Origin of the sequence: Solwaraspora sp. WMMD937, from assembly GCF_029581175.1 — a bacterium.
In the GTDB taxonomy this organism is placed as follows: Bacteria; Actinomycetota; Actinomycetes; order Mycobacteriales; family Micromonosporaceae; genus Micromonospora_E.
In genome coordinates, this window is record NZ_CP120738.1 from 4,426,717 (window position 1) to 4,452,855 (window position 26,139).

Below are 26,139 nucleotides of genomic sequence, written 5' to 3' on the forward strand. Positions count from 1 at the left end.
GCAACCGATCGGCCTCGCGTCAGCCCACCCGGGTCAGGCGTACCGCGTCAGCGACGATGTGACCGCCGGGCTGTGCCCACCGGCTCACCCCGACCACCGGCCGCCGCCCCGCCGCCAGCGCGAAGACACCCAGCTCCCGCCACCGGCCGCCGCCGGTGCGTTGATCCACCGGCCGGCTGACCAGCCTGGTGGTGGTCTGCACCAGGTGCGGCGCGGCCGGGTGGTAGCCCGACGCCGCCGGATGCCATACGTCGACCCGGTAGCTGCCGGCCGCCGGCACGGTGACGGTGAACCAGGCCGGGTCGCTGACCGGCTGTGGGCTGGTGAACCGGTAGTCGGCGCCGTAGCGTCCGGCCGACCAGCTCGACGTGCCCCAGGCGGCGCTGGCGGTGAATCCGCCCGGCGTGCCGTCGTCGACGATCACGCTGAACGCGTCGCTGCCGGCAGCCAGCACCCGCGCCGGCCCGGTTGGGCTCTCCCGGTGCTGGCGGTCCAGGGCGGTGACCAGATAGGTGTACGCAGAACCGTGCGCCGCCGTCACGTCGCTGAAAGAGCCGCCGGTGCCGGTGGCCCGTACCGTCGCCAGCAGGTGCCGGGCGTCGTCGAACGCGGTCGGGTCGGCCGCGTCGGTGCCGGGGCAGCGGTAGAGCGCGTACGCCGTCGGGACGGTGGCGCCGGTGGCGGCGATCCAGTCCAGCCGTACCCCGGTCGGGGTGCGGGTCACGGCGGTGATCGCCGGCGGCGGCGGTGTGACGCCCGGGGCCGGTACGCCGCCGCGCCCGGCCGCGACCGGCACCAGCGCGGGCCGGGCGTAGTGGTCGGCGACCAGCCGGCTGACCCCGCCGAGCCGGTCGGCGCGCACGTCCTTGCCGCTGAACTGCAGGTCGCCGTGGACCTGCGGGTAGCTGTGGTGCAGCGTCAGGTGCCGGCTCAGCTCGGCCGGGTCCTGCCAGGCCGGGTCCTGCCCGGCGACGCCGACCCGGTAGGTCGACTGCCCGACGAGCAACTCCACACTGGTACCCGACACCGTCGCCGACCACCAGCGGACCAGCTCGGCGTAGTCGGCGGCCGGGTGGCCGAGGTGCCAGTACAGCTGCGGAGCGATGTAGTCGATCCACTGTTCCCGCACCCAGCGGCGGCTGTCGGCGTGGATCGCGTCGTAGGACTGCAACCCGTTCGTCCGCGAACCGAGCGGGTCGGTGGCGGCGTTGCGCCAGATGCCGAACGGGCTGATGCCGAAGCGCACCCACGGCTTGACCGCCCGCAGCCGGTCACTCATCTGCGCGACGAGCAGGTCGACGTTGTGCCGGCGCCACGCGGCGAGGCTGTCGAAGCCGGCCCCGTACGCGGCGAAGCTGGCCTGGTCGGCGAAGGTCTCTCCGGCGACCGGGTACGGGTAGAAGTAGTCGTCCCAGTGCAGCGCGTCGACGTCGTAGCGGGTGACCGCGTCGAGCATCGCGTCCTGGACGAAGGACCGTACCGCCGGTTGGCCCGGGTCGTAGTAGAGCCGGCCGGCGTACGCGATCACCCACTCCGGGTGGCGGCGGGCCGGATGGCCGGCGACCAGCCGGGTCGGGTCGGCGTGGTTGGCGACCCGGTACGGGTTGCACCAGGCGTGCAGTTCCAGGTTGCGGGCGTGTGCCTCGTCGACCAGCACACCCAGCGGGTCGTAGCCGGGGTGGGTGCCCTGCTGCCCGGTGAGCACCGCCGACCACGGCTCGTACGGCGACGGCCAGAGCGCGTCGGCGCTCGGGCGTACCTGCACGACGACGGCGTTGCAGCGCAGCCGCCGGGCCAGGTCGAGCCAGCCGCGCAGCTCCGCCCGCTGGGCGTCCGGCGTCAGTGCGGGTCGGCTCGGCCAGTCCAGGTTGGCGACCGTCGCCAGCCAGAAACCCCGGAACTGCCGCTTCGGCATCGCCGTTGTCGGAGTGCTCATGACCGAGACGGTGGTTTTGTCAGATGAGTTGGACAAGCAATGATCCGACACGCCTGGGTCGCGCCCTGCACTGGTGTGGCATCAGGCGCCGACAAGGCGGGTCAGGCCGGCCGGGCTGACGGCGCGTCGCCCCGGGTGGCCAGCGACCAGCCGGCGGTGGCGACCACGGCGACCAGCGCGGCGAAGCCGAACGGGGCGGCCAGCCCGACCCCGGCGGCCAGCGCGCCACCGAGCAGTGCGCCGCCGCCGGCGGCACCGTAGATCAGCGTCTTGGACGCCGCCGTCACCCGGCCCAGCAACCCGTCCGGTACGGTGCGCTGCCGCAGCGTCGCCGCACAGATGTTCAGCACCGCGAACGCGCCGGAGGAGACCACGGTCACCACCACCGCCACCCAGATCTGCGGTACGGCGATGAGCAGCGCCGGCACTCCGGCGGTGACCGCCAGGGAGACCGCCAGCACCAGCCGGTGCCGGCGGCCGGCGACCAGCCGGTCGGCCAGGAACGCGCCGGCCAGCCCGCCACCGGCCCCAGCGGACAGCAGCAGGCCGTAGCCGAGCGCGCCGACACCGAGCACGTCCCGGGCGTACAGCAGGAAGATCGCGAACCAGGCGGCGTCGGCGGCGGCGACCGCCGCGACCACCAGCGCCAGGGCGCGCAGCGTCCGGTGGCGGGCGAGCCAGGCCAGCCCGGCCCGGATGCTCGGGCCGACCGTCGTGGCGGCGGTCGTGGCCGCAGTCGTAGCCGTGGGAGTACGGGCCAGGCTCAGTGGCAACGACAGCACCAGCATTACGGCGAGCGCCAGGCTGGCCCCGTTGGCCGCGAACGGTACGGCCGCGCCGACGACGAACAGCGCGGCACCGACCGGCGGGCCGACGAACTCGTTGCCGACGATGGTGCCGGCGGTGAGCCGGCCGTTGGCCCGCTCCAGCGCGGCCGGCGGCACCAGTCTCGGTACCGCCACCTGGCCGGCGGTGTCCCGTACCGCCTCGCCGACGCCGAGACCGAAGGCGCAGACGGCGACCAGGGCGATCGTGGCGGTGCCGGTTGCCACCGTCGCCACCAGGACCACCAGCAGCAGGGCGCGCACCGCGTCGGCGGCGGCGAGCAGCGTACGGGGTGCCATCCGGTCGGCGAGTGCTCCGGCGGCCAGCCCGGCGACGAGCCAGGGCAGGGTCTGTGCGGTGGCGACGATGGCCAGTCCGAGCGGATCCCCGGTCAGCGACAGGGCCAGCAGCGGGAACGCGGCGACCCGGATCCCGTCGCCGATGTTGGCCAGGGTGGCGGCACCCCAGAAGCGCCAGAACGGCTTGCCGAGCGATTGTGACGACATCCGTACAGGATGCACCGACCGGTCAGAGCCGTTGCCACAGTGCCGGTACGTTCGGCGGTTCCCAGCCGACGAGGGCGGTGTGTGCCTGCCGGCACCGGTAGTCGACGCCGGCGTAGCTGACGACGGCACCGATCTGGTACGCAGTGCCGGCGGACCAGATGCCACTGGGCTGGCCGGGCGGCGCGGTGGTCGGTGGCGCGGTGGTCGGCGGCGGTGGGGTGGTCGTCGGAGTGGGTGACGGCGGTGGCGGGGTCGGCGACGGGCCGGGCCCGGCCCCGATCTGGACGTCCACGCAGGAGTAGAAGGCGTTCGTGGTGTCGGCGACATTCCAGATCGCCAGCACTTTGTGCCGGCCGGTGCGGCCACCGAGGTGCACGGTGTGCGACACGGTGGCGTTGGGCTGCCGGCCGCCGTCGTCGAACACGGCGATCCGGGCGCTGCCGACGAAGTACTCCCAGGTGCTGGTGGCATGCCGGGCGGTCAGCGTCCAGGTGAAGGTGACCGCCCCGCCGACCGTGGTGGCCGGCCAGTTGACGCTGTCGTCGTCGAGAATGGCGAACCGGCTCACCCCGCCGTGGCAGGTGCGCTGCCCCTTGGGGCCTTCGACGCTCTGCGGCTCCCACACGATCGGGCCGCAGTTGGCGACCCGGCCCTGCGCGCACATCGCCTGTCGGCTGGGCGGGTAGGAGACGTAGCCGTGGGCGCTAACCGGGGTGGCGACCAGCAGGGTGCCAAGGATGGTGCCGGTGGCGAGCAGGGGCAGGAGAATTCGTCGTCGCATGGGGGCGCTCCGCGCGTCGTGGTGGCGGTGGGGCGGCCGGCCGTTGCCGACGAAGTTAGCGTAAGGACAGTTAACAGTAAAGATTGTGAACGAAGAATTTCGATACGTCGACGAAGTCGACCGATCGTGCGACGGTCAGCCGACGGTACGGCCGTGCCGGTCGCGGGCCTTGATCCTGATGATCGGCATTTCCGGCGCCGGCAGCGGGGCGTCGACGCAGCCGGTCACCGTGCCGAACCGCCTACCGGCCGCCCAGCCGTCGCGGGCGGCGACCAGCTCCTCGTGGCTGCGGGCGACGAAGTTCCACCACATCACGAGCGGCTCGTCGAACGGCTCCCCACCGAGCAGGAACAGCCGGGTCGAGCCGTCGGTGGTTACCGTCGTGGCCGACCGGCCCTCGCCCAGGTAGAGCAGCCCGCCCGGGGCCAGCTCCACCCCGTCGACCCGGGCCGTGCCGGACATCGTCAGCAGGGCGTACTCGAAATCGTCGCGCAGCGTCAGCGCGACGGGCGCGTCGGTGTCGATGTCGACCTGTGCTCCGACGATCGGGCTGGCCATCTCGGCCGGGGACCGGACACCGGCGTACTCGCCGACCACCACGGTGATCCGCGCGTCACCGGCACCCACCTGCGGCAACGCGGCATGATGCTCGAACCGAGGCTCGCCGTGCCTGGCCGACTCGGGCAACGCCACCCACAGTTGCAGGCCGTGCATCACCGGCGGATGCGCCGGCGGCGACTGCTCCGAGTGGGCGATGCCGTGCCCGGCGGTCATCAGGTTGAGCTGCCCCGGCACGATCGACTGCACGCTGCCCAGGCTGTCGCGGTGCAGAATCTCACCGTCGACCAGCCAGGTCACCGTCTGCAGCCCGGTGTGCGGGTGCGGCGGAATCTGCATGCCGGGCCGCCCGGCCACGTCGTCGGGCCCGAAGTGGTCGACGAAACACCAGGCACCGACCATGCGCCGGGGTCGCTGCGGCAGCAGCCGCCGGACCGTCGTGTAGCGGCCCAGCGGCACGTCGTGGCCGGGTAGCAGCACGCTCTCCGGCTGCGCGCCGGCGACCGTCGTCCCGTCGTACCGGATGCTCCCCGACGCCGCCGCACTCATGCCTCGACCTTACGCGCGGCACCGCCGGCCCGTCCGGTCGCTCCATCAGACAGGTCGACCGGCCCGTCCGGCCGCTCCACGCGGCAGGTCACCCGGCCCGGTCCTCCAGGTCACCTTCGGTGCGCAGGAACACCTCCCGAAGCCCGTCCAGTACCGCCGGGTCGGGGTACTCCCACAGTTTGCGGTCGGCCGCCTCCAGCAGCCGCTCGGTGATCCCGTGCAGCGCCCACGGGTTCGACTCGGTCAGGAACCGCTGGTTGACCTCGTCGAGCACGTACGTCTCGGCCAGCTTGTCGTACATCCAGTCGGCCACCACCCCGGCGGTGGCGTCGTAGCCGAACAGGTAGTCGACCGTGGCGGCCAACTCGAACGCCCCCTTGTAGCCGTGCCGGCGCATCGCCGCCAGCCAGCGCGGGTTCACCACCCGGGCCCGGAAGATCCGGGCGGTCTCCTCGTGCAGGGCTCGGGTGCGCACCGCCTCCGGCCGGGTGCTGTCACCGACGTAGGCCGCCGGGGCCGACCCGGTCAACGCCCGCACCGTGGCGATCATCCCGCCGTGGTACTGGAAGTAGTCGTCGGAGTCAGCGATGTCATGCTCTCGGGTGTCGATGTTCTTTGCCGCGACCGCGATCCGCCGGTACGCCGACTCCATCTGGCTGCGGGCCGGCGCGCCGTCGAGGTCACGGCCGTAGGCGTAGCCGCCCCATACCGCGTACACCTCGGCCAGGTCGGCGTCGTCGCGCCAGTTGCGGCTGTCGATCAGCTGCAGCAGCCCGGCACCGTACGTCCCCGGCTTGGAGCCGAAGATCCGCATGGTGGCCCGCCGGGTGTCGCCGTGGGTGGCCAGGTCGGCGCGGGCGTGCGCGGCGACGAAGTTCAGCTCGTCCGGCTCGTCGAGGGCCGCGACCAGTCGGACCGCGTCGTCCAACATGGCCACCACGTGCGGGAACGCGTCGCGGAAGAAACCCGAGATCCGTACCGTCACGTCGATGCGGGGCCGACCCAGCTCCTCGGTCGGGACCACCGTGACGCCGGTCACCCGCCGCGACGCCTCGTCCCACACCGGCCGTACGCCGAGCAGCGCCAGCACCTCGGCGACGTCGTCCCCGGCGGTCCGCATCGCCGACGTGCCCCACACCGACAGTCCCACCGAACGTGGCCAGTCGCCGGTGTCGGCCCGGTAGCGGGCCAGCAGCGACTCCGCCATCGCCTGCCCGGTCTCCCAGGCCAGTCGGCTCGGCACCGCCTTCGGATCCACCGAGTAGAAGTTGCGCCCGGTCGGCAGCACGTTGATCAGCCCGCGCAGCGGCGACCCGCTCGGCCCGGCCGGCACGTACCCGCCGGCTAGGGCGTGCACGACGTGGGCCAGCTCGTCGGTGGTGCGGGCCAGCCGGGGCACCACCTCGGTCGCCGCGAACTCCAGAATCCGGGTGACCAGCGTGACCAGCCCGTCGTCGCCGAGCACGCGCGTGGTGACCTCGGCGGCGGCGTCCGGTCGCCAACCGTGCTCCTCCATCGCGACCACCAGTTCCCGGGCGACCGCCTCGGCCGCGTCGGTGCCATCGCGGTCGGTGCCGGACTCGTCCAGGCCCAGCGCCTCCCGCAGCCCAGGTAGCGCGGCCACCTGCCCGGCCCACATCTGCCGGGCCCGCAGCATCGCCAGCACCAGGTCGACCCGGGCCGCGCCGACCGGTGCCGAGCCGAGCACGTGCAGCCCGTCGCGGATCTGCACGTCCTTGACCTCGCAGAGCCAACCGTCGACGTGCAGCAGGAAGTCGTCGAACTCAGCGTCGTGCGGCCGGTCGTCCAGACCGAGGTCGTGGTCGAGCCGGGCGGCCTGGATCAGCGTCCAGATCTGCGCCCGGATCGCCGGCAGTTTCGCCGGGTCCAGGGCGGCGATGTTCGCATGCTCGTCGAGCAGCTGCTCCAGCCGGGCGATGTCGCCGTAGCTCTCCGCCCGGGCCATCGGCGGCACCAGGTGGTCGATCAGGGTGGCGTGCGTCCGGCGTTTGGCCTGGGTGCCCTCGCCGGGGTCGTTGACCAGGAACGGGTAGATCAGCGGTAGGTCGCCGAGGGCGGCGTCCGCCCCGCAGGCGGCGCTGAGCCCGACCGTCTTGCCCGGCAGCCACTCCAGGTTGCCGTGCTTGCCGACGTGCACCACGGCGTGCGCGCCGAAGCCGTGCTCCAGCCACCGGTACGCGGCCAGGTAGTGGTGGCTCGGCGGCAGGTCCGGGTCGTGGTAGATGGCCACCGGGTTGGCCCCGAAGCCGCGCGGCGGCTGCACCAGCAGCACGATGTTGCCGGTACGCAGCGCGGCGAGCACGATCTCGCCGTCGGGATCCCGGGAGGTGTCCACGTACAGCTCGCCCGGCGGCGGACCCCAGTGCCGTTCGACCTGTTCGCGCAGCTGCGCCGGGAACTCGGCGTACCAGCGCCGGTAGTCGGCGGCCGGGATGCGCACCGGGTTGCCGGCCAGCTGCTCCTCGGTCAGCCAGTCCGGGTCCTGCCCGCCGGCGGCGATCAGCGCGTGCATCAGCGCGTCGCCGTCGCCGTCGGTCAGGCCGGGGACCGCGTCCGGGCCGTCCGGCGGCCCGACGTCGTAGCCGGCGTCGCGCAGCGTCCGCAGCAGCGCCAGGACGCTGGCGGGGGTGTCCAGGCCGACCGCGTTGCCGATCCGGGCGTGCTTCGTCGGGTACGCCGACAGCAGCACCGCGATCCGTTTGTCGGCCGCAGCGATGTGGCGCAGCATGGCGTGGCGGACCGCGATGCCGGCGACCCGGGCGGCCCGCTCGGGGTCGGCCACGTACACCGACAGGCCGTCGGCGTCGATCTCCTTGAACGAGAACGGCACGGTGATCAGCCGGCCGTCGAACTCGGGGATGGCCACCTGGGTCGCGGCGTCCAACGGGGACAGTCCGTCGTCCGCGGCCGCCCAGGTCTGCCGCGAGCTGGTCAGGCAGAGCCCCTGCAGGATCGGCACGTCCAGCTCGGCGAGGGCCCCGACGTCCCAGGCGTCGTCGTCACCGCCGGCGCCGACGGTCGCCGGTCGGGTCCCGCCGGCGGCCAGCACGGTCACCACCAGGGCATCGGCCTGACCCAGGGTGGCCAGCAGCTGCGGGTCGGCCGAGCGCAGCGACGAGCAGTAGACCGGCAGCGCCCGACCGCCGGCGGCGTCGACCGCGTCGCACAGCGCGTGCACGAAGCCGGTGTTACCGGCCAGGTGGTGGGCCCGGTAGTAGAGCACCGCCACGGTCGGCCGGCCCGGTCCGGTCGGCACGTTCGTGCGCTCCAGCACGCCCCACTCCGGGGCCGGCTGCGGCGCGGCGAAGCCGTGCCCGGTGAGCAGCACCGTGTCGGACAGGAAACGGTGCAGTTCGGCGAGGTTGGCCGGGCCGCCGTGGGCCAGATAGGCGTGCGCCTCGGCGGCCACCCCGGCCGGTACGGTGGACAGCTCCATCAGGGCGGCGTCCGGGGCCTGCTCGCCGCTGAGCACCACCACGGGGCGGCCGTCGGCCAGCAGTGCGTCCATCCCGTCCGGCCAGGCCCGGCGGCCGCCGAGCAGCCGGACCACCACGAGGTCGACGCCGGCCAGCAGTTGCGGAAGGTCGTCGACCGACAGCCGGGCCGGGTTTGCCAGGCGCCAGTCGGCACCGCTGGCCCGTCCACTCAACAGATCAGTATCTGAAGTGGACAAAAGTAGCATCATCGGACGCCCGGTCCTCCCTCGGGGTCCGCGCCCCGGGTCGTCGGTCGCGGCGACCGGAGTCTCCTGGCTCCCGGATCAAGGCTCGCCCCGGCCTTCCGGCCCTTGAGGGACCGTGGCCGTCGGTGGGGTCTGCTCCCCGGTGACAGTGGCGGGACCGCACCGGATTCACACCGGACTTCCTCCGCTTGTCGCCGCGTCTGGCTACGAACACTGTCACGACCGGCGGACATTTCGTCAAGGTGTGATGTATTCGTTGTGCGGCGGCCGCCGTCCGGGGACGACCCGTAGTATCCGCCGGGTGCCCGCCTTGCCGTCGCCGCCCGCTCGGGGCGCACCCGATGCCTGCCCCGGCGCCGTGCACCTGCACCCGGCCGCCGACGGCCTGCTGGCCAGGATCCGCTGCCCCGGAGGGCTGCTCACCGCTGTCCAGCTGCGGCTGCTGGCCGCCGTCGCCCGCGACCACGGTGATGGACATCTCGAACTGACCAGCCGGGCAAACGTCCAGGTGCGCGCGGTCGCGGCCGCCGACACCGGACCGCTCGCCGCCCGGCTGCGCGCCGCCGGGCTGCTGCCTTCGACCACGCACGAACGGGTCCGCAACATCCTCGGCTCCGCCCTTGCCGACATCGACACCCCGGCGGTCTGGGACGTCGGGGCGCAGGTCCGCGCCCTCGACGCGGCGATCTGCGCGGAGCCCGACCTGGCCCGGCTCTCCGGGCGGTTCCTCTTCGCCATCGACGATGGTCGAGGTGACACCGTCGCGGTCCGAGCCGACGTCGGTCTGCTGCCCGGACCGGCCGACGAGGTGACCGTGCTGCTCGCCGGCGCCGACCACGGGCTGCGGGCCCGGCCCGCCGACGCGGTACGGGTCGCGGTCGCCGCCGCCCGTGCCTTCCTGGACGATCCAGACGCGGCGGCCGGCAGCGCGTGGCGCCTCGATGACCTGACCCCGGCAGCGCTGGACCGCGTCGTGTTCCAGGCCGGCACCGCACCCGGGGTACGGCGTACCGCGCGGCGGTGGCAACCACTGACCCCGGCCGGCGGTCCCGTCGCGCCGGTCGGGATGCGGCACCGTCCCGACGGCGACTTCGCCCTCGTCGTGGCGGTCCCGTTGGGACGCTTGACAGTCGACCAGGTCGACCTGCTCACGGCCGCGTCGCCGCAGTTGAGGATCACGCCGTGGCGGGGGGTGGTACTGCCCCGGGTCACCGATCCCGCCGGTTGGGCGGACCGGCTCGCCCGCGCCGGGCTGGTTACCGACCCCGACTCGCCGTGGCTCGGTGTGACCGCCTGCGCCGGGCTGCCGGGCTGTGCCCGGTCCCGGGCCGACGTGCGTGCCGACGCCGCAGCGACGCACACCGGGCGGCCGGCCCCGACCGGCGGTGTGCCGGCACCGGGGAGTCGTAACCGCCTGCCGGTGCACTGGATCGGCTGTGAGCGTGGCTGCGGCAGTCCGGCCGGGCCGGTGGTCCGGGTGACCGCCACTGGTGACGGGTACCAGATCGACGCCCCCGACCGGACCAGCATCCGCCTCCCGATCGGGGCCGCCCTTGGCGCGGCCGTCCAGACCGCACGTGAGGAGCCATGATGGACCATGTCCGCGACGCGGCGGAGATCTACCGGCAGTCGTTCGCCACCATCCGTGCCGAGGCCGACCTGAGCCGACTCACCGCCGAGCAGGCCCGGGTCGCGGTGCGGATGATCCACTCCTGCGGGATGGTCGACCTGGTCGACGACCTGGTCTTCTCGCCGCAGGTGGTGGCTGCCGCCCAGGGCGCGTTGCGGGCCGGCGCGCCGATCCTCTGCGACGCCACCATGGTCGCCGCCGGCATCACCCGGCGCCGGCTGCCGGCCGACAACGCGGTGCTGTGCACCCTGTCCGACCCCCGGGTGCCCGAGCTGGCCGACCGGCTGGGCACCACTCGTAGCGCCGCGGCCGTCGAGCTGTGGGTCGACCGCCTTGACGGCGCGGTGGTCGCCGTCGGCAACGCACCGACCGCGCTGTTCCGGCTGTTGGAGCTGGTCGATGCCGGTGCCGGCCGGCCGGCGGCGGTGCTCGGCGTACCGGTCGGTTTCATCGGCGCCGCAGAGTCCAAGCAGGCTCTGATCGACCATGGCGGACTGGAATACCTGGTGGTCCGGGGACGACGCGGTGGCAGCGCGATGGCCGCCGCCGCCCTCAACGCGATAGCCAACGACGACGAGGGACAGGTGGGGCGTTGAACGCGCGTCGCGGCGGACCGGGTCAGCTCTACGGCGTCGGGCTCGGCCCGGGTGACCCGGAACTGGTTACCGTGAAGGCGGCCCGGCTGATCGCTGCGGCCGACGTGATCGTGCACCACAGCGCCCGGCACGGTCGCAGCGTCGCCCGGTCCATCGCCGAGCCGTACCTGCGCGCGGGACAGATCGAAGAGGCGCTGGTCTACCCGGTGACCACCGAGCGCAGCACCCACCCCGGCGGCTACCGGGCGGCGATGGACGAGTTCTACGCCGACTGCGCGCGGCGGCTCGCCGCCCATCTCGACGCTGGTCGGACCGTGGTCGTGCTCGCCGAGGGCGACCCGCTGTTCTACGGCTCCTACATGCACCTGCACAAGCGGCTGGCCGACCGGTATCCGACCGAGGTGGTGCCCGGCGTCACCTCGATGAGCGGTGCCGCCGCCGCACTCGGCCGGCCGTTGGTCGAGGCCGACGAGGTGCTCACCGTCCTGCCCGGCACCCTGTCCGGGGCGGAACTGACTAGACGGCTGGCCGAGACCGACGCTGCCGCCGTGCTCAAGCTGGGCCGGACCTTCCCGGCGGTACGCGACGCGCTGACCGCCGCCGGCCGGCTCGACGACGCCTGGTACGTCGAACGGGCCAGCACCGGGGGGGAACGCGTCGAGCCGCTGGCCGACGTCGACCCTACGACGGTGCCGTACTTCTCCCTGGCGTTGCTGGCCAGCCGTCGCGGTGGCACCGTCGCGGCGAGCGCCGCCGACACCGCCCGGTCCGGCCGGGGAGAGGTGGTGGTGGTCGGCCTCGGACCGGCCGGCCGGGACTGGATCACCCCGCAGGCCCAGGCCGCTCTCGCGGCCGCCGACGACTTGGTCGGGTACGGACCGTACCTGGACCGGGTGCCAACCAACCCCCGGCAACGCCGGCATCCGTCGGACAACCAGGTCGAGGCGCAGCGGGCCGCGCACGCGCTTCGGCTGGCGGCCGACGGAGCCCGGGTCGCGGTGGTCTCCTCCGGCGACCCCGGGGTGTTCGCGATGGCCACGGCGGTGCTGGAGGTCGCCGCCGAGCCCCGCTGGAAGGACGTGCCGGTCCGGGTGCTGCCCGGGGTGACCGCCGCCCAGGCGGTGGCCAGCCGGGTGGGGGCACCGCTCGGGCACGACTACTGCGTGCTGTCGTTGTCGGACCGGCTCAAACCCTGGCCGGTGATCGAGCGGAGGCTGCTCGCCGCCGCCCGCGCCGACCTGGTGATCGCGATCTACAACCCCGCGTCGCGCAGCCGGACCTGGCAGCTGGCCCGGGCCCGGGATCTGCTGCTGGAGCACCGGTCGGCGCAGACACCGGTGGTGGTGGGCCGCGACATCGGCGGCCCCGGCGAACGTGTCGACGTGGTGGCGCTGGCCGATCTGGACCCGGTCACGGTGGACATGCGGACCCTGCTGATCGTCGGTTCGTCAGCGACCCAGGTCAACCACGGCCGGGACGCGGCGCCGGTGGTCTTCACGCCACGGCACTACCCGGGCTGAGCACCTGCCGCCGTGCCGAGCCCGGCCAACCAGGTCACGGCGGCGTTGACGTCGCTGACCGTCGGTGCGGGTGGCGCGGCGGCCCGGTCGACCATCAGCACCGGCAGTCCGAGCTCGCGGGCGGCGACGAGCTTGGCGTACGTCTCGTCGCCGCCGCTGTCCTTGGTGACCAGCACGTCGATGGCGTGCGTGCGCATCAGCGTCCGTTCGCCGTCCACGGTGTACGGCCCACGGTCGAGCAGCAGTACCCGGTCGGCGGGCAGCGGCGGCTGCGGCGGGTCCACCGTCCGGATCAGGAAGAAGATGCCGCTCAGCGGCGCGAATGCGGCCAGGCTCTGCCGGCCGGTGGTCAGCATCGCCCGGCTGCCCAGTGCGGGCAGCGCGGCGGCGGCAGCGGTCAGGTCCGGCACCCGGTGCCAGACGTCGCCCGGCCCGGCCGGCCAGCCCGGCCGGCGCAGCACCAGCAGCGGTGTGCCGGTCCGGGCACAGGCGGTGACCGCCGAGGTGGAGATCCGGTTCGCGAACGGGTGGGTCGCGTCCACCACGGCACCGATGCGCTCGTCCCGTAGCCAGCGGGCCAGCCCGTCCGGTCCACCGAAGCCACCGACGCGGGTCTCGCCGTGCGGCAGCCGGGGCCGGGCCACCCGGCCGGCCAGCGAGGTGACCACCCGCGCCGTCGGGTCGGTCGACAGCGCGGCGGCGAGCTGACGGGCCTGGGCGGTGCCGCCGAGAATGAGCACCCGGGGTCCGCCGTCCGGGCCGGGGCGGGTCCGGTGACCGGTCACTGCCGGCACCGGTCGGCGCTGTACAGATGGCTGTCGGGGAAACCTGCCGCGCCGAGCACCGCGCCGACGACGATCACCGCGGTACGCCGTACGCCGGCGGTGTGCACCTGGCCGGCGATGTCAGCCAGCGTGCCCCGCAGCGCCACCTCGTCGGGACGACTCGCCCGGGCCACCACCGCCACCGGACAGTCCGGGCCGTAGTGCGGTAGCAGGTCGGCCACCATCTCGTCGATGCGTTGCACGGCCAGGTGCAGCACCAGGGTGGCCCGGCTGGCCCCGAGGGTGGCCAGGTCCTCGCCCGGCGGCATGGCGGTGGAGCTGGCGGACACCCGGGTCAGGATCACCGTCTGGCCGACCTCCGGCACGGTCAGTTCTCGGCCGAGCGCGGCGGCGGCCGCGGCGAAGGCGGGCACGCCGGGCACGATCTGGTACGGCACCCCGGCGGCGTCCAACCTACGGATCTGTTCGGCGACGGCGCTGAACAGCGAGGGGTCGCCGGAGTGTAGCCGGGCGACGTCGAGCCCGGCGGCGTGCGCGGCCAGCATCTCGGCGACGATCTCGTCCAGGGTCAGCCGGGCGGTGTCGACCCGCCGGGCCCCGGGCGGGCAGTGGGCGAGCAGCTCGGTCGGGACCAGGCTGCCGGCGTACAGGCAGACCGGGCTGGTCGCGATGACCTCGCGGCCCCGGACGGTGATCAGGTCGGCGGCACCGGGGCCGGCGCCGACGAATCGTACGGTCATTGGCGTTCCACCGCCCACTGGGTCACCGGCATCATCGGTCGCCACCCGGTGAACCCACCGACCGGGGCGGCCCGGTTGACGGCGATCCGGGTCAGGTCGCCGCCGATGCGGGAGTGCCAACCGGCGAGCAGCGCCTCGGACTCGACGGTCACCGCGTTGACCACCAGCCGGCCGCCGGGCCGCAGTGCCGACCAGGCGGCGTCCAGCAGCCCGGTGGTGGTGACCCCGCCGCCGACGAAGATCGCGTCCGGAGGGTCGAGACCGACCAGTGCCTGCGGGGCCGCCGCGGCGACCACCGTGATGCCCGGTACGCCGAGCGTCGCCGCGTTCGCCGCGATCCGTTCAGCCCGCCGTGCATCGTGCTCCACGGCGACGGCCCGGCACTGCGGATGGGCACGGGACCACTCGATGGCGATGCTGCCCGATCCGGCCCCGATGTCCCAGAGCAGCTGCCCGGGCAGGGGACCCAGCCGGGCCAGCGTGACGGCCCGGATCTCCCGTTTGGTCAGCTGGCCGTCGTGCTGGTAGACGTCGTCGGGCAGCCCTGGCACCCGGGGCAGCGGCGGGGTGCCCGGCTCAGCCCGGCAGTCCACCGCGACGACGTTGAGCGGGTCGACATCGAGGCCGCCCCAGTCCTGGGCGGTGGCCGTCCGCAGCTGCTCCCGGGTGCCGCCGAGTTGTTCCAGTACGGTCAGCGGGCTGGGTCCGTAGCCCCGGGCGGTGAGCAGGTCGGCCACCTCACCCGGGGTGGTCGTGCCGGCGCTGAGCACCAGCAGCCGACTCCCCGGGTGGATCAGGGGGTGCAGCAGCTGTACCGGGCGGCCGACGGCGCTGACCACGTCGACCTCCTCGACCGGCCAGCCGAGCCGGGCGCAGGCCAACGAAACCACCGACGGGTGGGGCACCGCCCGTACCCGGTCGGGGCCGAGTAGCCGGACCAGGGTGCCACCGATGCCGTAGTGCATCGGGTCCCCACTGGCCAGCACCGCGAGGTGCCGCCCGCGGTGTTCGTCGAGCAGCCGGGGCAGGTGGGCGAGCAACGGGGTGGGCCAGGTGCCGGTGGTCGCGGGCCGTTCAGGGGGTGGGATCAGCTCGATCTGCCGGCGGCTGCCCAGTAGCGCGGTCGCCGCGCGCAGCGCCGCCCGGGCGGCGCCGGACAGCCCATCCCATCCGTCTGCGCCGATACCGACGACGGTGACCACAGCCGGTCCGGATCTGGGGGGCATCGTCCGACGGTATCGGTTCGCCGCGTTGCTCGACATGGCCACCCCGTCGGTGGTGCTCCGCGTGACGTCGCCCGGATCAGACGTTGCCGAGCCGGCGGGTGACCGTGATGACCAGCACCACCCGGTCCGGGTTGGGGCGTGGTACCCGGTACCGCAGGGCGTAGCGCTGTTCCGCGTCACGGACCGTCGGCGGATCGTCGTGGAGCCGGGCCAGGCCTTCCAGCGTCGACCATCGCTTGCCGTCGACCTGGCAGACGGCCACCCGAGCCCCGGTCACGCCGGCGGCCCGCACGTGTGCCGCCTTGCGGGACCGGGCGGAGGTGATCACCCGGGCGACGCCGCTGTCCGGGTCGAAGGTCACTCCGACCGGAACAACGTGCGGGCTTGCGTCCGGACGCAGCGTGGTCAGCGTGCACAGGTGCCGTTCGCGCCAGAAGTCGCGCAGCGCGTCGCTGATCTCCGGCCCGGCAGCAGATGTCGTCACCCGTCGTATTCTGGCACCGTGGGCACCGGTCGGCGGTCCCGACGCGCCCGTGCCGGCGCTGGCAGGTCCGGGGTCGGTGCCGTTGGTGCCGGATCGGCTGCGCTGAGTCGCGACTCAGCAACGGGGCGCCGCACCGATCGTCGAACCAAACAATTGCTAGTCCGCTACAGCGCGTCCAGTGATCCTTTTCGCAGGGTGCGCGAGTAGTGTGTGTCGGCGGGGCGGCGCGCCTTAACGTCGGTCTCCCGCAAGAGTCGGCTGCGTCGCCCCACCTTCGAAACCGGCCGTCGGCGACGGACCCGGTGGCCCCCCGGTCGCGGTCCGGTCACCCCGGGTTTCATCGGCCCGGGTTTCATTGACCCGGTCCGTTGCCCGGGCGCCCGTCGATCGGATGATCTGTCGACCGGGTTGAACCGTCCCCGTCGGACCGCCGTATGCATGGTCGAGACAGCGGCGGAAACCGTCGACGCCTCACCGAACATCCTCCGACAGTGTCTGGTGGCCTCACGCTCGGGGCGCTGCCGGACACGGGCCGTACGGCCCACCGGGACGCCGTCGATCGAGCGGCGCGGCTACCGGCAACTGTCCCCAGAAGGGTTGGGTTGTCAGTCCCATGTACTCGCGTTCTCCCCGGCGGAGGGTCGACCACCCGGTCGGTCCCTCGCCGTTGAACTCCCGGCGGTGGAAGGTGGCCGGCACGGTCGGCCTGGCGGCTGTGATCATGGGGGCCGGCCTCGGCCTCGCGGCGGCCGACACCTCTGCCGCAGATGACGTGGGAGTGATCGTCTGTCCGAGCGTGGTGGACCGGTTGCCGGCGGTACCGGCGGCGGCGCGGGCCGAGGTGGACCGGAATCTGCGGGCGTTGGAGACGCAGCTCGCGGAGGCCAACGCGCGGTTGGTGAGCAGTCAGGGTCAGGGTGGTCCGAACTTCGTGGACAACGCGATTCTTGGTCCGTTGGCGAGTAAGCGGACGGCGGCGATCGAGCGGATCGCGATTTCGATCGGTCGGCAGGGGGATCGTCCGGCTGGTCTCGACCAGCTCGCCACCTGCGAACTCGTTGCCGCCGGCCAGGCCGGTGGAAGCAGCGTCGACGACGGCGCGGCGACCACCCCGCCGGCCGGCGGGCCCGAGGCTGCGGCCGCCGACGTCGTCGGGACGATCGTCTGTCCGAGCGTGGTGGACCGGTTGCCGGCGGTACCGGCGGCGGCGCGGGCCGAGGTGGACCGGAATCTGCGGGCGTTGGAGACGCAGCTCGCGGAGGCCAACGCGCGGTTGGTGAGCAGTCAGGGTCAGGGTGGTCCGAACTTCGTGGACAACGCGATTCTTGGTCCGTTGGCGAGTAAGCGGACGGCGGCGATCGAGCGGATCGCGATTTCGATCGGTCGGCAGGGGGATCGTCCGGCTGGTCTCGACCAGCTCGCCACCTGCGAGCTGCGGGACGACTGACCCCGGCCGACACAGACAGGTTCCCGCCGCTCACCCGGGAACCCGCCCCTCCGGCGCCGCCCTCCTCGCGGTCGCCGGAGGGGCATCTTAATTTCGGCTTAGAATCTATTGTGACCACGCGGTGACTTTGCGTGGCTTCGAGTGCGTTTTGGCACGTGGATTGAGTGGTAGGTAGCGGGATGTTTCCGGCAGACCAGGGACCTCACAATCAAATCCCGACGCCGTTCATCCGTCGACGCCTCAACTACGTAGATGCAGAGGGACGGCACTGGAGCGGGCGAAACGACCGGGAAGCGGTACGGTTTCTCCGGCGCCAAGCCAAGGGCAGGGCACTCGCGGTGGACCGGGCGGATGAGTCCGGCCGGTGCGGGTGCGCGGATGGCACCGAGTGGAGATCGAGGAGCAGATGGCGCGGACGAACCAGAACCAGCGACCCGCCGGCCCCAGGACCGAACCCTCCGGCGGGCGACAGCCGTCCCGCCTTTCGGTCCTGATTCTCTCGGCGTCGGTGCTGGCGGCCTTCTGGGCACTGGCGATGCTCACGTCGGCCGGCCGTGTCGCGTACGTCTACGCGTTCTTCTTCCTGGATTTCTTCGGTGGCGTCTTCGCCCTGGTGGCGCTCAGTATCACGGTGATGGTCGGGCTGCTGGCGACCGACCGGATCGTGCTGCTGCCCCGGCACCGGGTGCTTCTGCAGTCGGCGCACCGCACCACCGGGATCATGGCGATCACCTTCCTGGTGCTGCACGTCATCACGCAGATCACCACCGGTGCGGTCTCTGCCGTCGGGGCGTTCATCCCGTTCCTGGGCGGCGGTCAGGCGATCTATGTGGGCATGGGCACCCTCGCGGCGTACCTCATGTTCGCCATCATGTGGACCGGTCTGGCGCGGGCCCGGTGGGTCGGTGTGGGCCCGCCGTGGCTGTGGCGGGCGCTGCACAGCGGCGCATATGTCGCCTGGCCGATCGGGATCACGCACGGACTCGGCACCGGCCGACCCCCGGCGACGTGGGTGACGCTCAGCTACGTGATCTGTCTTGTGCTGGTGGTCATCGCCCTGCTGGTCCGGTTCGCCACCGGCGTGGGCAAGAAGAAGCCGTTCGTGTCGCAGGCCACCGGCACCTCGATGAAGCCGGTCGGCAAGCTGGCCGACGATTCCCGGTCCGGGTCCGGATCTTCACGCCGTCGGGGCGGCCGGGACGAGGGAATCAGCCTGGAACCGGCGACCGCCCGCTTCGCGTCGTTCGGTGACCGTGGCGCGGACATGATCGATTCGTGGGCGCCGGCCGGTGCCGGGCGCGGAACCTCCACCCGGTCCGCCGACCGGTACCGGGTACCCGAGGTGGGACGACCCGCACCGCGGTCGCGTCCGGCCGCGGCCGAGGACTCCCGGGAGTACCGCCGGTCCGACTCCGGCCGCGGTCGCTACGCGGAGGAGGAGACCGGCCGGGGCCGGTACGCCGAGGACAACGCCGGCACCCGCCGACGCCACGCGGAGGAGCCGGACCAGCGGCGCTACGCCGAGCCGGACGGCGGTCGGCGGCGCCAGGCCACCGACGACGGTGGCTACGAGCCACGGCGTTCGGTGGCGGAGACCATCGGCTCCCGGGGCCGCTACGCCGACGACCGCCCGGTCTCCGGCGCCGGTGCCCGCAGCCGGTTCGCCGACGACCGCCCAGTCTCCGGCGCCGGTCCACGTGGCCGATTCGACGACCGCCCGGTCTCCGCCGAGCCGGCCCGCGGTCGGGCGGCGCGCTACCGGGCCGAGCCCGATCCGGTTCCGGTGGACCGGGAGCTGGATGACTACCTGCCGGCCGACGACACCCCGACGCTGGTCGACCTGGCCTCCCGGCGGGCCCAACGGGCGGCTGCGGCAGAGTCTGCGGGCAGCCGGCGGTCCCGGCGACGCCGGGACGCGGAGGACTCCGACGACGAGTACTGGACGCAGCTTCGAGGAGAGGCGAATTGAGCACGGCATCGGTCCCGCCGGTCGCCACCGTCGGCCCGCCCCGGTTGACCGCCGGGTTAGAAGAGTTCGGTCGGCTCGATCTGCGGGCGCACGAACAGGTGCACGGCGGGGTCGGACCACTGTCGGTCGACGACCTTATGCGGCTGGCCGAAGCGATCGACCTCCGGGGACGCGGCGGTGCCGGGTTCCCGTTTCACCGCAAGGTCAAGGCGGTGCTCGAGTCAGCCGACAAGCAGGACAAGCCGGTTGTCGTCGTGGTCAACGCCACCGAGGGGGAGCCAGCGAGCTGGAAGGACAAGGTGCTGCTCACCCGGGCGCCGCATCTGATCCTGGACGGTGCCGCGCTGGCCGCGTACGCGCTGGAAGCCGACGAGATCGTCATCGGTGTCGCGGACGACGGCGTCGGCGGCGCGTCGCTGTCGGCGGCGCTGGCCGAACGCCGGATGCCGGTGCCGGCCAGCATCGTCACCGTCCCGCACCGGTTCATCTCCGGCGAGGGCGGGGCGCTGGTCCGAGGCATCAACGGTCTGCCGCACATCCCACCCGGCGTCAAGGTCCGGGCCAGCGACTCCGGGGTGTCCGGTCTGCCGACGCTGCTGTCCAACGCGGAGACGTACTCCCAGATCGCCATCGCCGCCAGGCTCGGCCCCTACGAGTACGGCGCGGTCGGTCTGGCCGACGAACCGGGGACGGTGCTGCTGACCATCGGCGGGTCCGCCGCCCGCCCGGCCGTGGTGGAGTGCCCCACCGGGACCCCGCTGCGGGACATCCTGGAACTGTGCGAGGCGCCGGTCGGCCCGGGGCTGCTGATCGGTGGGTTCCACGGCAAGTGGATCACCCCCGAGGCGGTGTCCGTGGTCGACGTGTCCCGGCAAGGTTTCACCAAGGTGGGTGGCACGATCGGCGCCGGCATCACCATCCCGCTCGGCGACAGCACCTGTCCGATGGGCGAGGTCGCCCGGGTGGTGCACTATCTCGCCGGTGAGTCGGCCGGGCAGTGCGGGCCCTGCCGGCTCGGCCTGCCGGACCTGGCCCGCACCGTCGATTCCCTGGTCATCGGCAGCGCGGCTGTCGACATGGTCCGGGCGGCGGCGAGTGTGGTGAAGGGCCGAGGCGCCTGCAGCCATCCGGACGGCACGTCCCGGTTCGCCATCTCGGCCCTGGAGGTGTTCACCGAGGACCTGGCCGCGCATGCCCAGGGCGACGGCTGCGGCAAGCCGGTCAAGGGTGTCCTCCCACTGCCGGCTGACGCACCGTCCGGCGGCACCAAGCGGCTGAGTGTGGACTGGACCCGGTGCGACGGGCACGGCCTGTGCGCGCACGTGGTTCCGGAGTTCATCCGGCTCGACGCGAACGGCTATCCGGCCTTCCCGCCGTCCCCGGTGCCGGTGTGGTTGGAACCAGGTGCCCGCAAGGCAGTGAACATGTGCCCGGCGCTGGCGTTGCGGCTCGGCGAGGGTAAGGGCGGCCACTGACCGCAGCCGCCGGCCGTGCCGTCGCCACCGGCGCAGCCGGTGGCTTCCCTTCCCGGCTGGCTGCTGAGACACTGTTGCGGTGTTGAAAGATGTCGATTCGCCTCGGGTGTTGCGGCGACGCGTCGCGGCGTGGTCGCTGGTACCGGAGCTGCTGGTGCTGGTGCTTCTCGCGGGAGGCTTTCACTACTCGACCGCGGCGGCGGCGCCGGTGTTGACCGAGGCACAACTGCGCGACGACGCCGCGCTGCGGATCGCGACCACCATCGAGCAGTCCACCGCGGACGAACATGCCGCGCACGGTCACGAGGTCAACCCGGACGAACGGATGCTGTGCACCGCGGAGGTCTGGCGGCTGGACCCGGCCACCGCCCGTTCCGACGAGGTGGGCACTGCCTACGGCTACTACCTGTGCGCGACAGGTACGCCGGGCACGCCGTATCTGCTGTCCCGGATGAACGCCGGCCCGATCGTGGCCCGGCTCACGGATCCGCCTGACCTGACCGTCACCCGGCTCGACCAGGACTTTCGGACCCAGGTCGAGGCGATGATCCCGGCGGAGTTCGTTGACCAGGCGTTCAAGGGTTTCGTCGACCCGCAACGGGCGGACGGGCTGCGGCAGCGCTTCGAACGCCAGATCAGCGCGGCGGCGTAGGTCGACGAATCCGGGTGTCAGACCTGGACCGGGGCGTCGGTGCCGGTCGGCCGCAACCGGCGCACCGGGCGGACGGCCCGGCGCACCCGGTGGCCGGCCCCCCGGTGGGTGACATCCGTGGTCAACCGGCCCAGTCGGGTTCGGCGGAGCCGTTCGATCCGTTCCAACGGCAGCAGGCCGAGCCCGGCTGCGGCGACCGCCGAACCGCCGACGATCGACCAGCCGACCGGTCCCAGCGGACGACAGCCGAAGAACTGACTGACCACCGGCGTCTGCACCACCCCGAACAACGCCCCGAGTGACAGCCCGGTCGCCGCCAGCACCGTCGGATCACCCTTCGCGGCAACTGCGGTCTGCGCCAACTGGGAAGCCACCAGCGCGGCGAGCGCCACGCTGCCGGCGCGGGCGGGGGAGCCGGTGAACCGGGCGGCCAGCCAACCTCCGGTGGCGGCCAGCGCGGTCGCCGCTGCCCGCCGAGCGACCTGTTGGTTGAGGCTGGCGCCGAGCGACGACTCCGGTCCCTCGCGGGCGAGTTCGTCGGCGCTGATCCTCCGTGGTGGGCGCGACGCCACGGCGATCGCCGGCAGCAGGTCGGTCATCAGGTTGACGAACAGGATCTGCCGGGGGTTGAGTGCCTGCTGGCCGGAGATGAGCGAGCTGCCGACCGAGAAGAGGATCTCCCCCAGGTTGCCGCCGAGCAGCAGGGCGAGAGCCTCGCGCACCGACACCCACATCGCCCGCCCCTCGGCCACGCCCTCGGCGATGCTCTCGATCCGGCCGTCGACCACGATCATGTCCGCCGCCTGGCGGGCGGCGCTGGTGCCGTGATCGCCGAGGGCGATTCCGACGTCGGCGAGTTGGATCGCCGGGGCGTCGTTGGCACCGTCACCGGTCACCGCGACGACCCGACCGGCCTGGCGCAGCGCCCGGACCACGGCGACCTTGTGGGCCGGACTGACCCGGGCGAAGACCGCTGTCCGGGACACCAGCCAGGGCAGCTGGTCCGGTCCGGCGGCGTCGAGGTCCGCCCCGGTGACCACCGCGCTGCCGTCGAGCAGGCCGAGTTGCGAGCCGATCGACTCGGCGGTGCTCGGGTGGTCACCGGTCAGCATCACCACGGTGATCCCGGCACGGCGCAACCGCCGGACGGCATCGGCGGCGGTGTCGCGTGGCGGGTCGGCCAGGCCGAGCAGTCCGTGCAGCTCCAACCGGTCGATCCGGTCGTCGTCGAGGTCCCGGCGACCGGACGCGACCCGACCGGCGACGGCGAGTACCCGCAAACCGCTGCGGGCCAGCCCGTCGATGGTCAGGTCGATCTCGCGTCGTCCAGCGTCGTCCAGCGGCACCACTCCGTCGGCGCGGCGCCAGGTCGCGCACCGCGGCAGCACCGTCTCCGGGGCGCCCTTGACGCTGATGACGGCACCACCCGGGCAGGTACCGAGCACCGCGTGGAAGCCCCGGCCCGGCTCGAACGGCAGCTCTGCGAGGGGTTCCCAGCCTTCGGCGTTCTCCCGGATGCCCACCCCGGCCGAGTGGGCACCGTCGACCACCGCCTGGTCGGTCGGGTGGGGCAGTTTCTGATCGCCGTCCGGGACCGGGGTGGCCCGCAGCGCCGCGGCCAGAATCCGACGCAGGTCGGAGCCCAGCGCGTCGACCGGCTCGGTCCGGCGGCCGTCGCAGACACTCTGCAGCCGGATCGATCCCTGCGTGAGGGTGCCGGTCTTGTCGAAGCAGATCACGTCGACCCGGCCGAGCGCCTCCATCGCCCGGGGATCCCGGATCAGCACGTTGTGCCGGGACAACCGCCGGCTCGCACTGAGCTGGGCGGCGGTGGCGACGAACGGCAGTCCTTCGGGGATGGCGGCGACGGCGAGGGCCACCGAGGACCCGACCGATTCGGCCAGCCGGCCCCGCAGCAGTCCGCTGCCGAGGCTCGCCGCAGCGGCGGCGAGTGCGGTCGGTACCGACGCCGAGGTGATCTGCCGCAGCCGGGCCTGCACTCCGCCGCGTGGAGTCTCGTCCTGCACCTGGTCGATGGAGCTGCCCGCCTCGGTCGACCGGCCGGTCGCCACCACGACGGCGGTTGCCGTGCCGGCGGCCACGGTGCTGCCCGCGTACACCATGCTGGTCCGGTCGGCGACCACGTCGGCTCCGGTGCCGTCGACGGTCTTCGCCACGGGGACCGATTCACCGGTGAGGCTCGACTCGTCCATCTCCAGGCCGTTGGCGGTGACCAGTCGGCAGTCGGCGGGCACCGAGTCGCCCGCTTCCAGACAGATGAGGTCTCCGGCCACCAGGTCCTCCGCCGGGCGGACACGCTGTTCGCCGTCGCGCTGCAGCCGTACCCGCAGGGCCCCGGCACTGAGCAGCCGGCGCAGCGCCCGCCCGGCTGCCATCTCCTGAGCCCCGGCGAGCAGCGCGTTGGCCATGATCACCGAGAGGACCATGACGGCGTCCACGGTCGATCCGGTCATCGCCGACACCCCGGCGCCGGCGGCCAACGGACCGGTCAGTGGCGTATCCAGCTCGGCTGCGGTGGCCTGCCACAGCCCCCGTCCTGGCCCGTCGTCGGGTTGGTCACCTGACTGTTCGGCCTGCCGCTGCCGGGCCTGCACATCGCTGAGCCCTTCGGTCGAGGAGCCGAGCCGGGTGAGTACCTCTTCGACCGGCATGGCGTGCCAGGGTGCCCGGCTGCGCGGCGCGGGTGTGGCCCGCCCGCGCAGCCCGCGGGCCGCCCGGTGCCCGATCGCCAGGTTGACCAGCCCAGCCACGTTGTCGATCAGTAGCGACCGCGAGCCGCCACGGGGGCTACCGTCGAGCACGCCGAGCGCGGCGGCGGCGACGGAGCCGAGCATGGCCCGCCGGGCGCTGTCGGTGCTCACCGAACGGGCCAGCGCCGTCGCCTCCAGCACCAGCCAGGCAGTCTCCAACCCGGGCGCGCAGATCAGGTGGGCACCCCACGGCGGTCGGCGGTCGGCGGCCTGGACCACCCCGATTCCGCAGTCCGCGGCGGCCAGGGCGACGTCGTTGCGGGCGGCGATCAGGGCGATCCCGTGGCCGGCCTGCTGCAACGTCCTTACCGAGGCGGCCAGTTTCGATCCCCCGGCCACCGTCCCCGCCGCCTGGCAGCGGCTGGCGAGCAGGCTGCCGGTCGGGCCGGTCGCCGGACTGCGGCCGGCCCGGCTGCGGCCCGCGATGAGCAACTGGCCGACCTGGCGGGCTGCCGTGGTGAGCGCCTCCGCCAGCGGGTCCAGCTCGGCCTCGGCGCGTACCAGGGCCATCGGCTCTCCGTGGTGGGTGAGCACCAGCAGGTCGCCGCCAGGAGTCCCGGCCCGGGCGCCGTTTGGCGGAGCACTGCTGCCGAGCCGGCCCAGCAGATCGGCTGGCAACACATGGGTGAGCCGGTGCGGGGCGGTCAACGCCCAGCCGTCGGTGGCCTCGTCGCGGTCCAATCCGCCGGTGGTCGATCGGGGCTGGTCACGGCCGTCCCCCGGGTCGGTGACGGGATCGAGCAGCCGGGCAGCGATGCGGCGGGCCTGCTCCTCGGTACCCCTGATCGGAACCACTGCGGTGACCAGGGTGCGGCCGGTGAGCAGCACCGAGGCGTCGATGATCACGGTGTCGACGCGGTCCAGCCGGCGCAGCGCGGCGGCTTCCCGCACCACCACGCCCCGCCGGGCGAGGAGCCGGCCGAGCTCACCGCAGTAGGCGTCGCGGCCGGTCCGGGCGCTGCGCGGGGACGCGACGGCGGTGACCCGGGCGGCACGCTGCCGGCCGCCCGGCAGCATGGTGAGCACTCCGGCGGTGACCAGGGTCAGCGTGCTCATCCGTTGGGCGTACCGCTCGATCGGGCCGTCCGGCAACGGCCGAGGCCGGGCCGGCGCCGGCAGCGCCGGTGCGCGACTGCTGTCCGGGTCGGGATGCAGTTCGTGGGCCCGGGCGGCCCACACCTTGTGGTAGGCGGAATCCTCGGCGATCAGCGCGACTCGCAGTACGGCATCGGTGAGGCTGGTCAGCGGGCGTTGCGAGGCCGCTGCCACGGCGGTGCTGAACAGTGCTTGGCCCAGGTCGGCGCCGACCGGGCCGAGGGTACGGCGCAACCAGGAACGCAGCTGCGGCACGTGCTCGAAGGCGGCGGGCAGCGCGGCGAGTTCGTTGGGTAGTGCGGGCAGCCGGAGTACCTTGCCGACGGCTCCGACGCCGGCGCCGATCAGGTCACCGGCCAGTGACACGGCGTTGCCGAGGCCGGCATCGACGTGCGTGGTGCCGGTCGCTTGCGGGGCGACGCGCCGCTCCGCGTCGGCGAGCGCGGCGACGAGCCGGGAGTTGCCGATCACCTCGGGGTTGAACCGGACGACCATCCGCCCCAGCGCGCCGTTCCAGGCTGCCCAGTGCACTCCGTCGACCTCGTGCAGGGCCTGTTCCAGCCGCTGCACGTTGACGATCACCCGACCATGGTCGTCCGTGCTGACCTCGAGATGGGCGTGGCCGTCGTAGGCCCAGGCATGCCGGGCGTGAGCCATCCGGCGGTGCCGTACCGAGCTGATGGTGGCTGCCGGACGCTCCAACACGGGCGTCACCTCCCTGGCGTCGGTCCGCCCCGGGGGATGACGGTCTGTGGTGGCTCTCGTCTCCTCACCGTAGAGCCGGGCGATGCGTATCTGAGCAGGTTTCCTGTTTTCGGAGCCGGTGGCGGTCCGGAACCTAGGTCGATTGCTCACTTTAAGTAGTTGTCTCGTCGCTCTATGCTTGAGATG

Annotated in this window: 17 protein-coding genes and 1 riboswitch; of the genes, 7 read left to right on the forward strand and 10 right to left on the reverse strand. The window is 73.2% G+C overall.

All coding sequences use genetic code 11. The features are described from left to right. Nucleotides 1-19: 19 nt before the first annotated feature. The 5 genes from O7621_RS19695 to cobN all read right to left on the reverse strand — a co-directional run bounded on the left by O7621_RS19695 (nucleotide 20) and on the right by cobN (nucleotide 8,861). Nucleotides 20-1,936: a family 10 glycosylhydrolase gene (locus O7621_RS19695; protein ID WP_282230607.1), complete on the reverse strand. Its 1,917-nt coding sequence runs from the start codon at nucleotides 1,934-1,936 to the stop codon at nucleotides 20-22. 101 nt (nucleotides 1,937-2,037) lie between these two features. Then, nucleotides 2,038-3,282, reverse strand: coding sequence for an MFS transporter (locus tag O7621_RS19700; protein WP_282230608.1), 1,245 nt, complete (start codon nucleotides 3,280-3,282; stop codon nucleotides 2,038-2,040). Nucleotides 3,283-3,289: 7 nt separating this feature from the next. After that, complete coding sequence (locus tag O7621_RS19705; RefSeq protein WP_282230609.1) at nucleotides 3,290-4,048, reverse strand: lytic polysaccharide monooxygenase; 759 nt, start codon at nucleotides 4,046-4,048, stop codon at nucleotides 3,290-3,292. Between the two features lie 135 nt (nucleotides 4,049-4,183). Beyond that, the gene (locus O7621_RS19710; RefSeq protein WP_282230610.1) at nucleotides 4,184-5,155 is read right to left on the reverse strand and encodes a pirin family protein; all 972 of its coding nucleotides are present in this window, start codon (nucleotides 5,153-5,155) and stop codon (nucleotides 4,184-4,186) included. Nucleotides 5,156-5,243: 88 nt separating this feature from the next. Further along, nucleotides 5,244-8,861, reverse strand: a complete 3,618-nt coding sequence (gene cobN, locus O7621_RS19715) for a cobaltochelatase subunit CobN (RefSeq protein ID WP_282230611.1) — start codon at nucleotides 8,859-8,861, stop codon at nucleotides 5,244-5,246. A gap of 56 nt (nucleotides 8,862-8,917) precedes the next feature. Next, a riboswitch (cobalamin riboswitch) is annotated at nucleotides 8,918-9,043 on the reverse strand. A 116-nt stretch (nucleotides 9,044-9,159) separates the two neighbouring features. On the opposite strand from cobN, the gene O7621_RS19720 reads away from it, so the two are divergent. Genes O7621_RS19720 through O7621_RS19730 form a run of 3 tightly spaced genes read left to right on the forward strand, consistent with a single transcriptional unit; the run spans nucleotide 9,160 to nucleotide 12,604 of the window. After that, nucleotides 9,160-10,449, forward strand: a complete 1,290-nt coding sequence (locus O7621_RS19720) for a precorrin-3B synthase (protein ID WP_282230612.1) — start codon at nucleotides 9,160-9,162, stop codon at nucleotides 10,447-10,449. Beyond that, on the forward strand, nucleotides 10,446-11,084 hold the full coding sequence (locus tag O7621_RS19725) for a precorrin-8X methylmutase (RefSeq protein WP_282230613.1): 639 nt from the start codon (nucleotides 10,446-10,448) through the stop codon (nucleotides 11,082-11,084). The genes O7621_RS19720 and O7621_RS19725 overlap by 4 nt, the downstream gene beginning before the upstream one ends. After that, nucleotides 11,081-12,604, forward strand: coding sequence for a precorrin-2 C(20)-methyltransferase (locus O7621_RS19730; RefSeq protein ID WP_282230614.1), 1,524 nt, complete (start codon nucleotides 11,081-11,083; stop codon nucleotides 12,602-12,604). The genes O7621_RS19725 and O7621_RS19730 overlap by 4 nt, the downstream gene beginning before the upstream one ends. Here O7621_RS19730 and O7621_RS19735 read toward each other — a convergent pair. The 4 genes from O7621_RS19735 to O7621_RS19750 all read right to left on the reverse strand — a co-directional run bounded on the left by O7621_RS19735 (nucleotide 12,592) and on the right by O7621_RS19750 (nucleotide 15,839). Then, the gene (locus tag O7621_RS19735; RefSeq protein ID WP_282230615.1) at nucleotides 12,592-13,389 is read right to left on the reverse strand and encodes a cobalt-precorrin-6A reductase; all 798 of its coding nucleotides are present in this window, start codon (nucleotides 13,387-13,389) and stop codon (nucleotides 12,592-12,594) included. The two genes, O7621_RS19730 and O7621_RS19735, sit on opposite strands and share 13 nt — an antisense overlap. Then, nucleotides 13,386-14,129, reverse strand: coding sequence for a precorrin-4 C(11)-methyltransferase (cobM, locus tag O7621_RS19740; protein WP_282230616.1), 744 nt, complete (start codon nucleotides 14,127-14,129; stop codon nucleotides 13,386-13,388). The genes O7621_RS19735 and cobM overlap by 4 nt, the downstream gene beginning before the upstream one ends. Continuing rightward, nucleotides 14,126-15,355 (reverse strand): precorrin-6y C5,15-methyltransferase (decarboxylating) subunit CbiE, encoded by a 1,230-nt coding sequence (gene cbiE / locus O7621_RS19745; protein ID WP_282230617.1) that lies wholly within the window; start codon nucleotides 15,353-15,355, stop codon nucleotides 14,126-14,128. The genes cobM and cbiE overlap by 4 nt, the downstream gene beginning before the upstream one ends. Before the next feature lie 76 nt (nucleotides 15,356-15,431). After that, the gene (locus tag O7621_RS19750; protein WP_282230618.1) at nucleotides 15,432-15,839 is read right to left on the reverse strand and encodes a TIGR03618 family F420-dependent PPOX class oxidoreductase; all 408 of its coding nucleotides are present in this window, start codon (nucleotides 15,837-15,839) and stop codon (nucleotides 15,432-15,434) included. A 688-nt stretch (nucleotides 15,840-16,527) separates the two neighbouring features. On the opposite strand from O7621_RS19750, the gene O7621_RS19755 reads away from it, so the two are divergent. The 4 genes from O7621_RS19755 to O7621_RS19770 all read left to right on the forward strand — a co-directional run bounded on the left by O7621_RS19755 (nucleotide 16,528) and on the right by O7621_RS19770 (nucleotide 21,382). Beyond that, complete coding sequence (locus tag O7621_RS19755; RefSeq protein ID WP_282230619.1) at nucleotides 16,528-17,286, forward strand: hypothetical protein; 759 nt, start codon at nucleotides 16,528-16,530, stop codon at nucleotides 17,284-17,286. Between the two features lie 364 nt (nucleotides 17,287-17,650). Beyond that, complete coding sequence (locus tag O7621_RS19760; RefSeq protein ID WP_282230620.1) at nucleotides 17,651-19,255, forward strand: hypothetical protein; 1,605 nt, start codon at nucleotides 17,651-17,653, stop codon at nucleotides 19,253-19,255. Next, the gene (locus tag O7621_RS19765; protein ID WP_282230621.1) at nucleotides 19,252-20,730 is read left to right on the forward strand and encodes an NADH-quinone oxidoreductase subunit NuoF family protein; all 1,479 of its coding nucleotides are present in this window, start codon (nucleotides 19,252-19,254) and stop codon (nucleotides 20,728-20,730) included. Before O7621_RS19760 ends, O7621_RS19765 begins: the two co-directional genes overlap by 4 nt. Before the next feature lie 79 nt (nucleotides 20,731-20,809). Beyond that, a complete protein-coding gene (locus O7621_RS19770) occupies nucleotides 20,810-21,382 on the forward strand; it encodes a hypothetical protein (RefSeq protein ID WP_282230622.1) in 573 nt (190 codons plus the stop codon). A gap of 17 nt (nucleotides 21,383-21,399) precedes the next feature. Here O7621_RS19770 and O7621_RS19775 read toward each other — a convergent pair whose 3' ends face one another. Beyond that, on the reverse strand, nucleotides 21,400-25,953 hold the full coding sequence (locus O7621_RS19775; protein WP_282230623.1) for an HAD-IC family P-type ATPase: 4,554 nt from the start codon (nucleotides 25,951-25,953) through the stop codon (nucleotides 21,400-21,402). Between the last annotated feature and the right edge of the window lie 186 nt (nucleotides 25,954-26,139).

Coding starts and splice junctions, on each gene's coding strand:
- O7621_RS19695 (WP_282230607.1), bottom strand. CDS start 1,936: ATGAGCACTCCGACAACGGCGATGCCGAAGCGGCAGTTCCGGGGTTTC.
- cobM (WP_282230616.1), bottom strand. CDS start 14,129: ATGACCGTACGATTCGTCGGCGCCGGCCCCGGTGCCGCCGACCTGATC.
- cobN (WP_282230611.1), bottom strand. CDS start 8,861: ATGATGCTACTTTTGTCCACTTCAGATACTGATCTGTTGAGTGGACGG.
- cbiE (WP_282230617.1), bottom strand. CDS start 15,355: ATGCCCCCCAGATCCGGACCGGCTGTGGTCACCGTCGTCGGTATCGGC.
- O7621_RS19710 (WP_282230610.1), bottom strand. CDS start 5,155: ATGAGTGCGGCGGCGTCGGGGAGCATCCGGTACGACGGGACGACGGTC.
- O7621_RS19705 (WP_282230609.1), bottom strand. CDS start 4,048: ATGCGACGACGAATTCTCCTGCCCCTGCTCGCCACCGGCACCATCCTT.
- O7621_RS19725 (WP_282230613.1), top strand. CDS start 10,446: ATGATGGACCATGTCCGCGACGCGGCGGAGATCTACCGGCAGTCGTTC.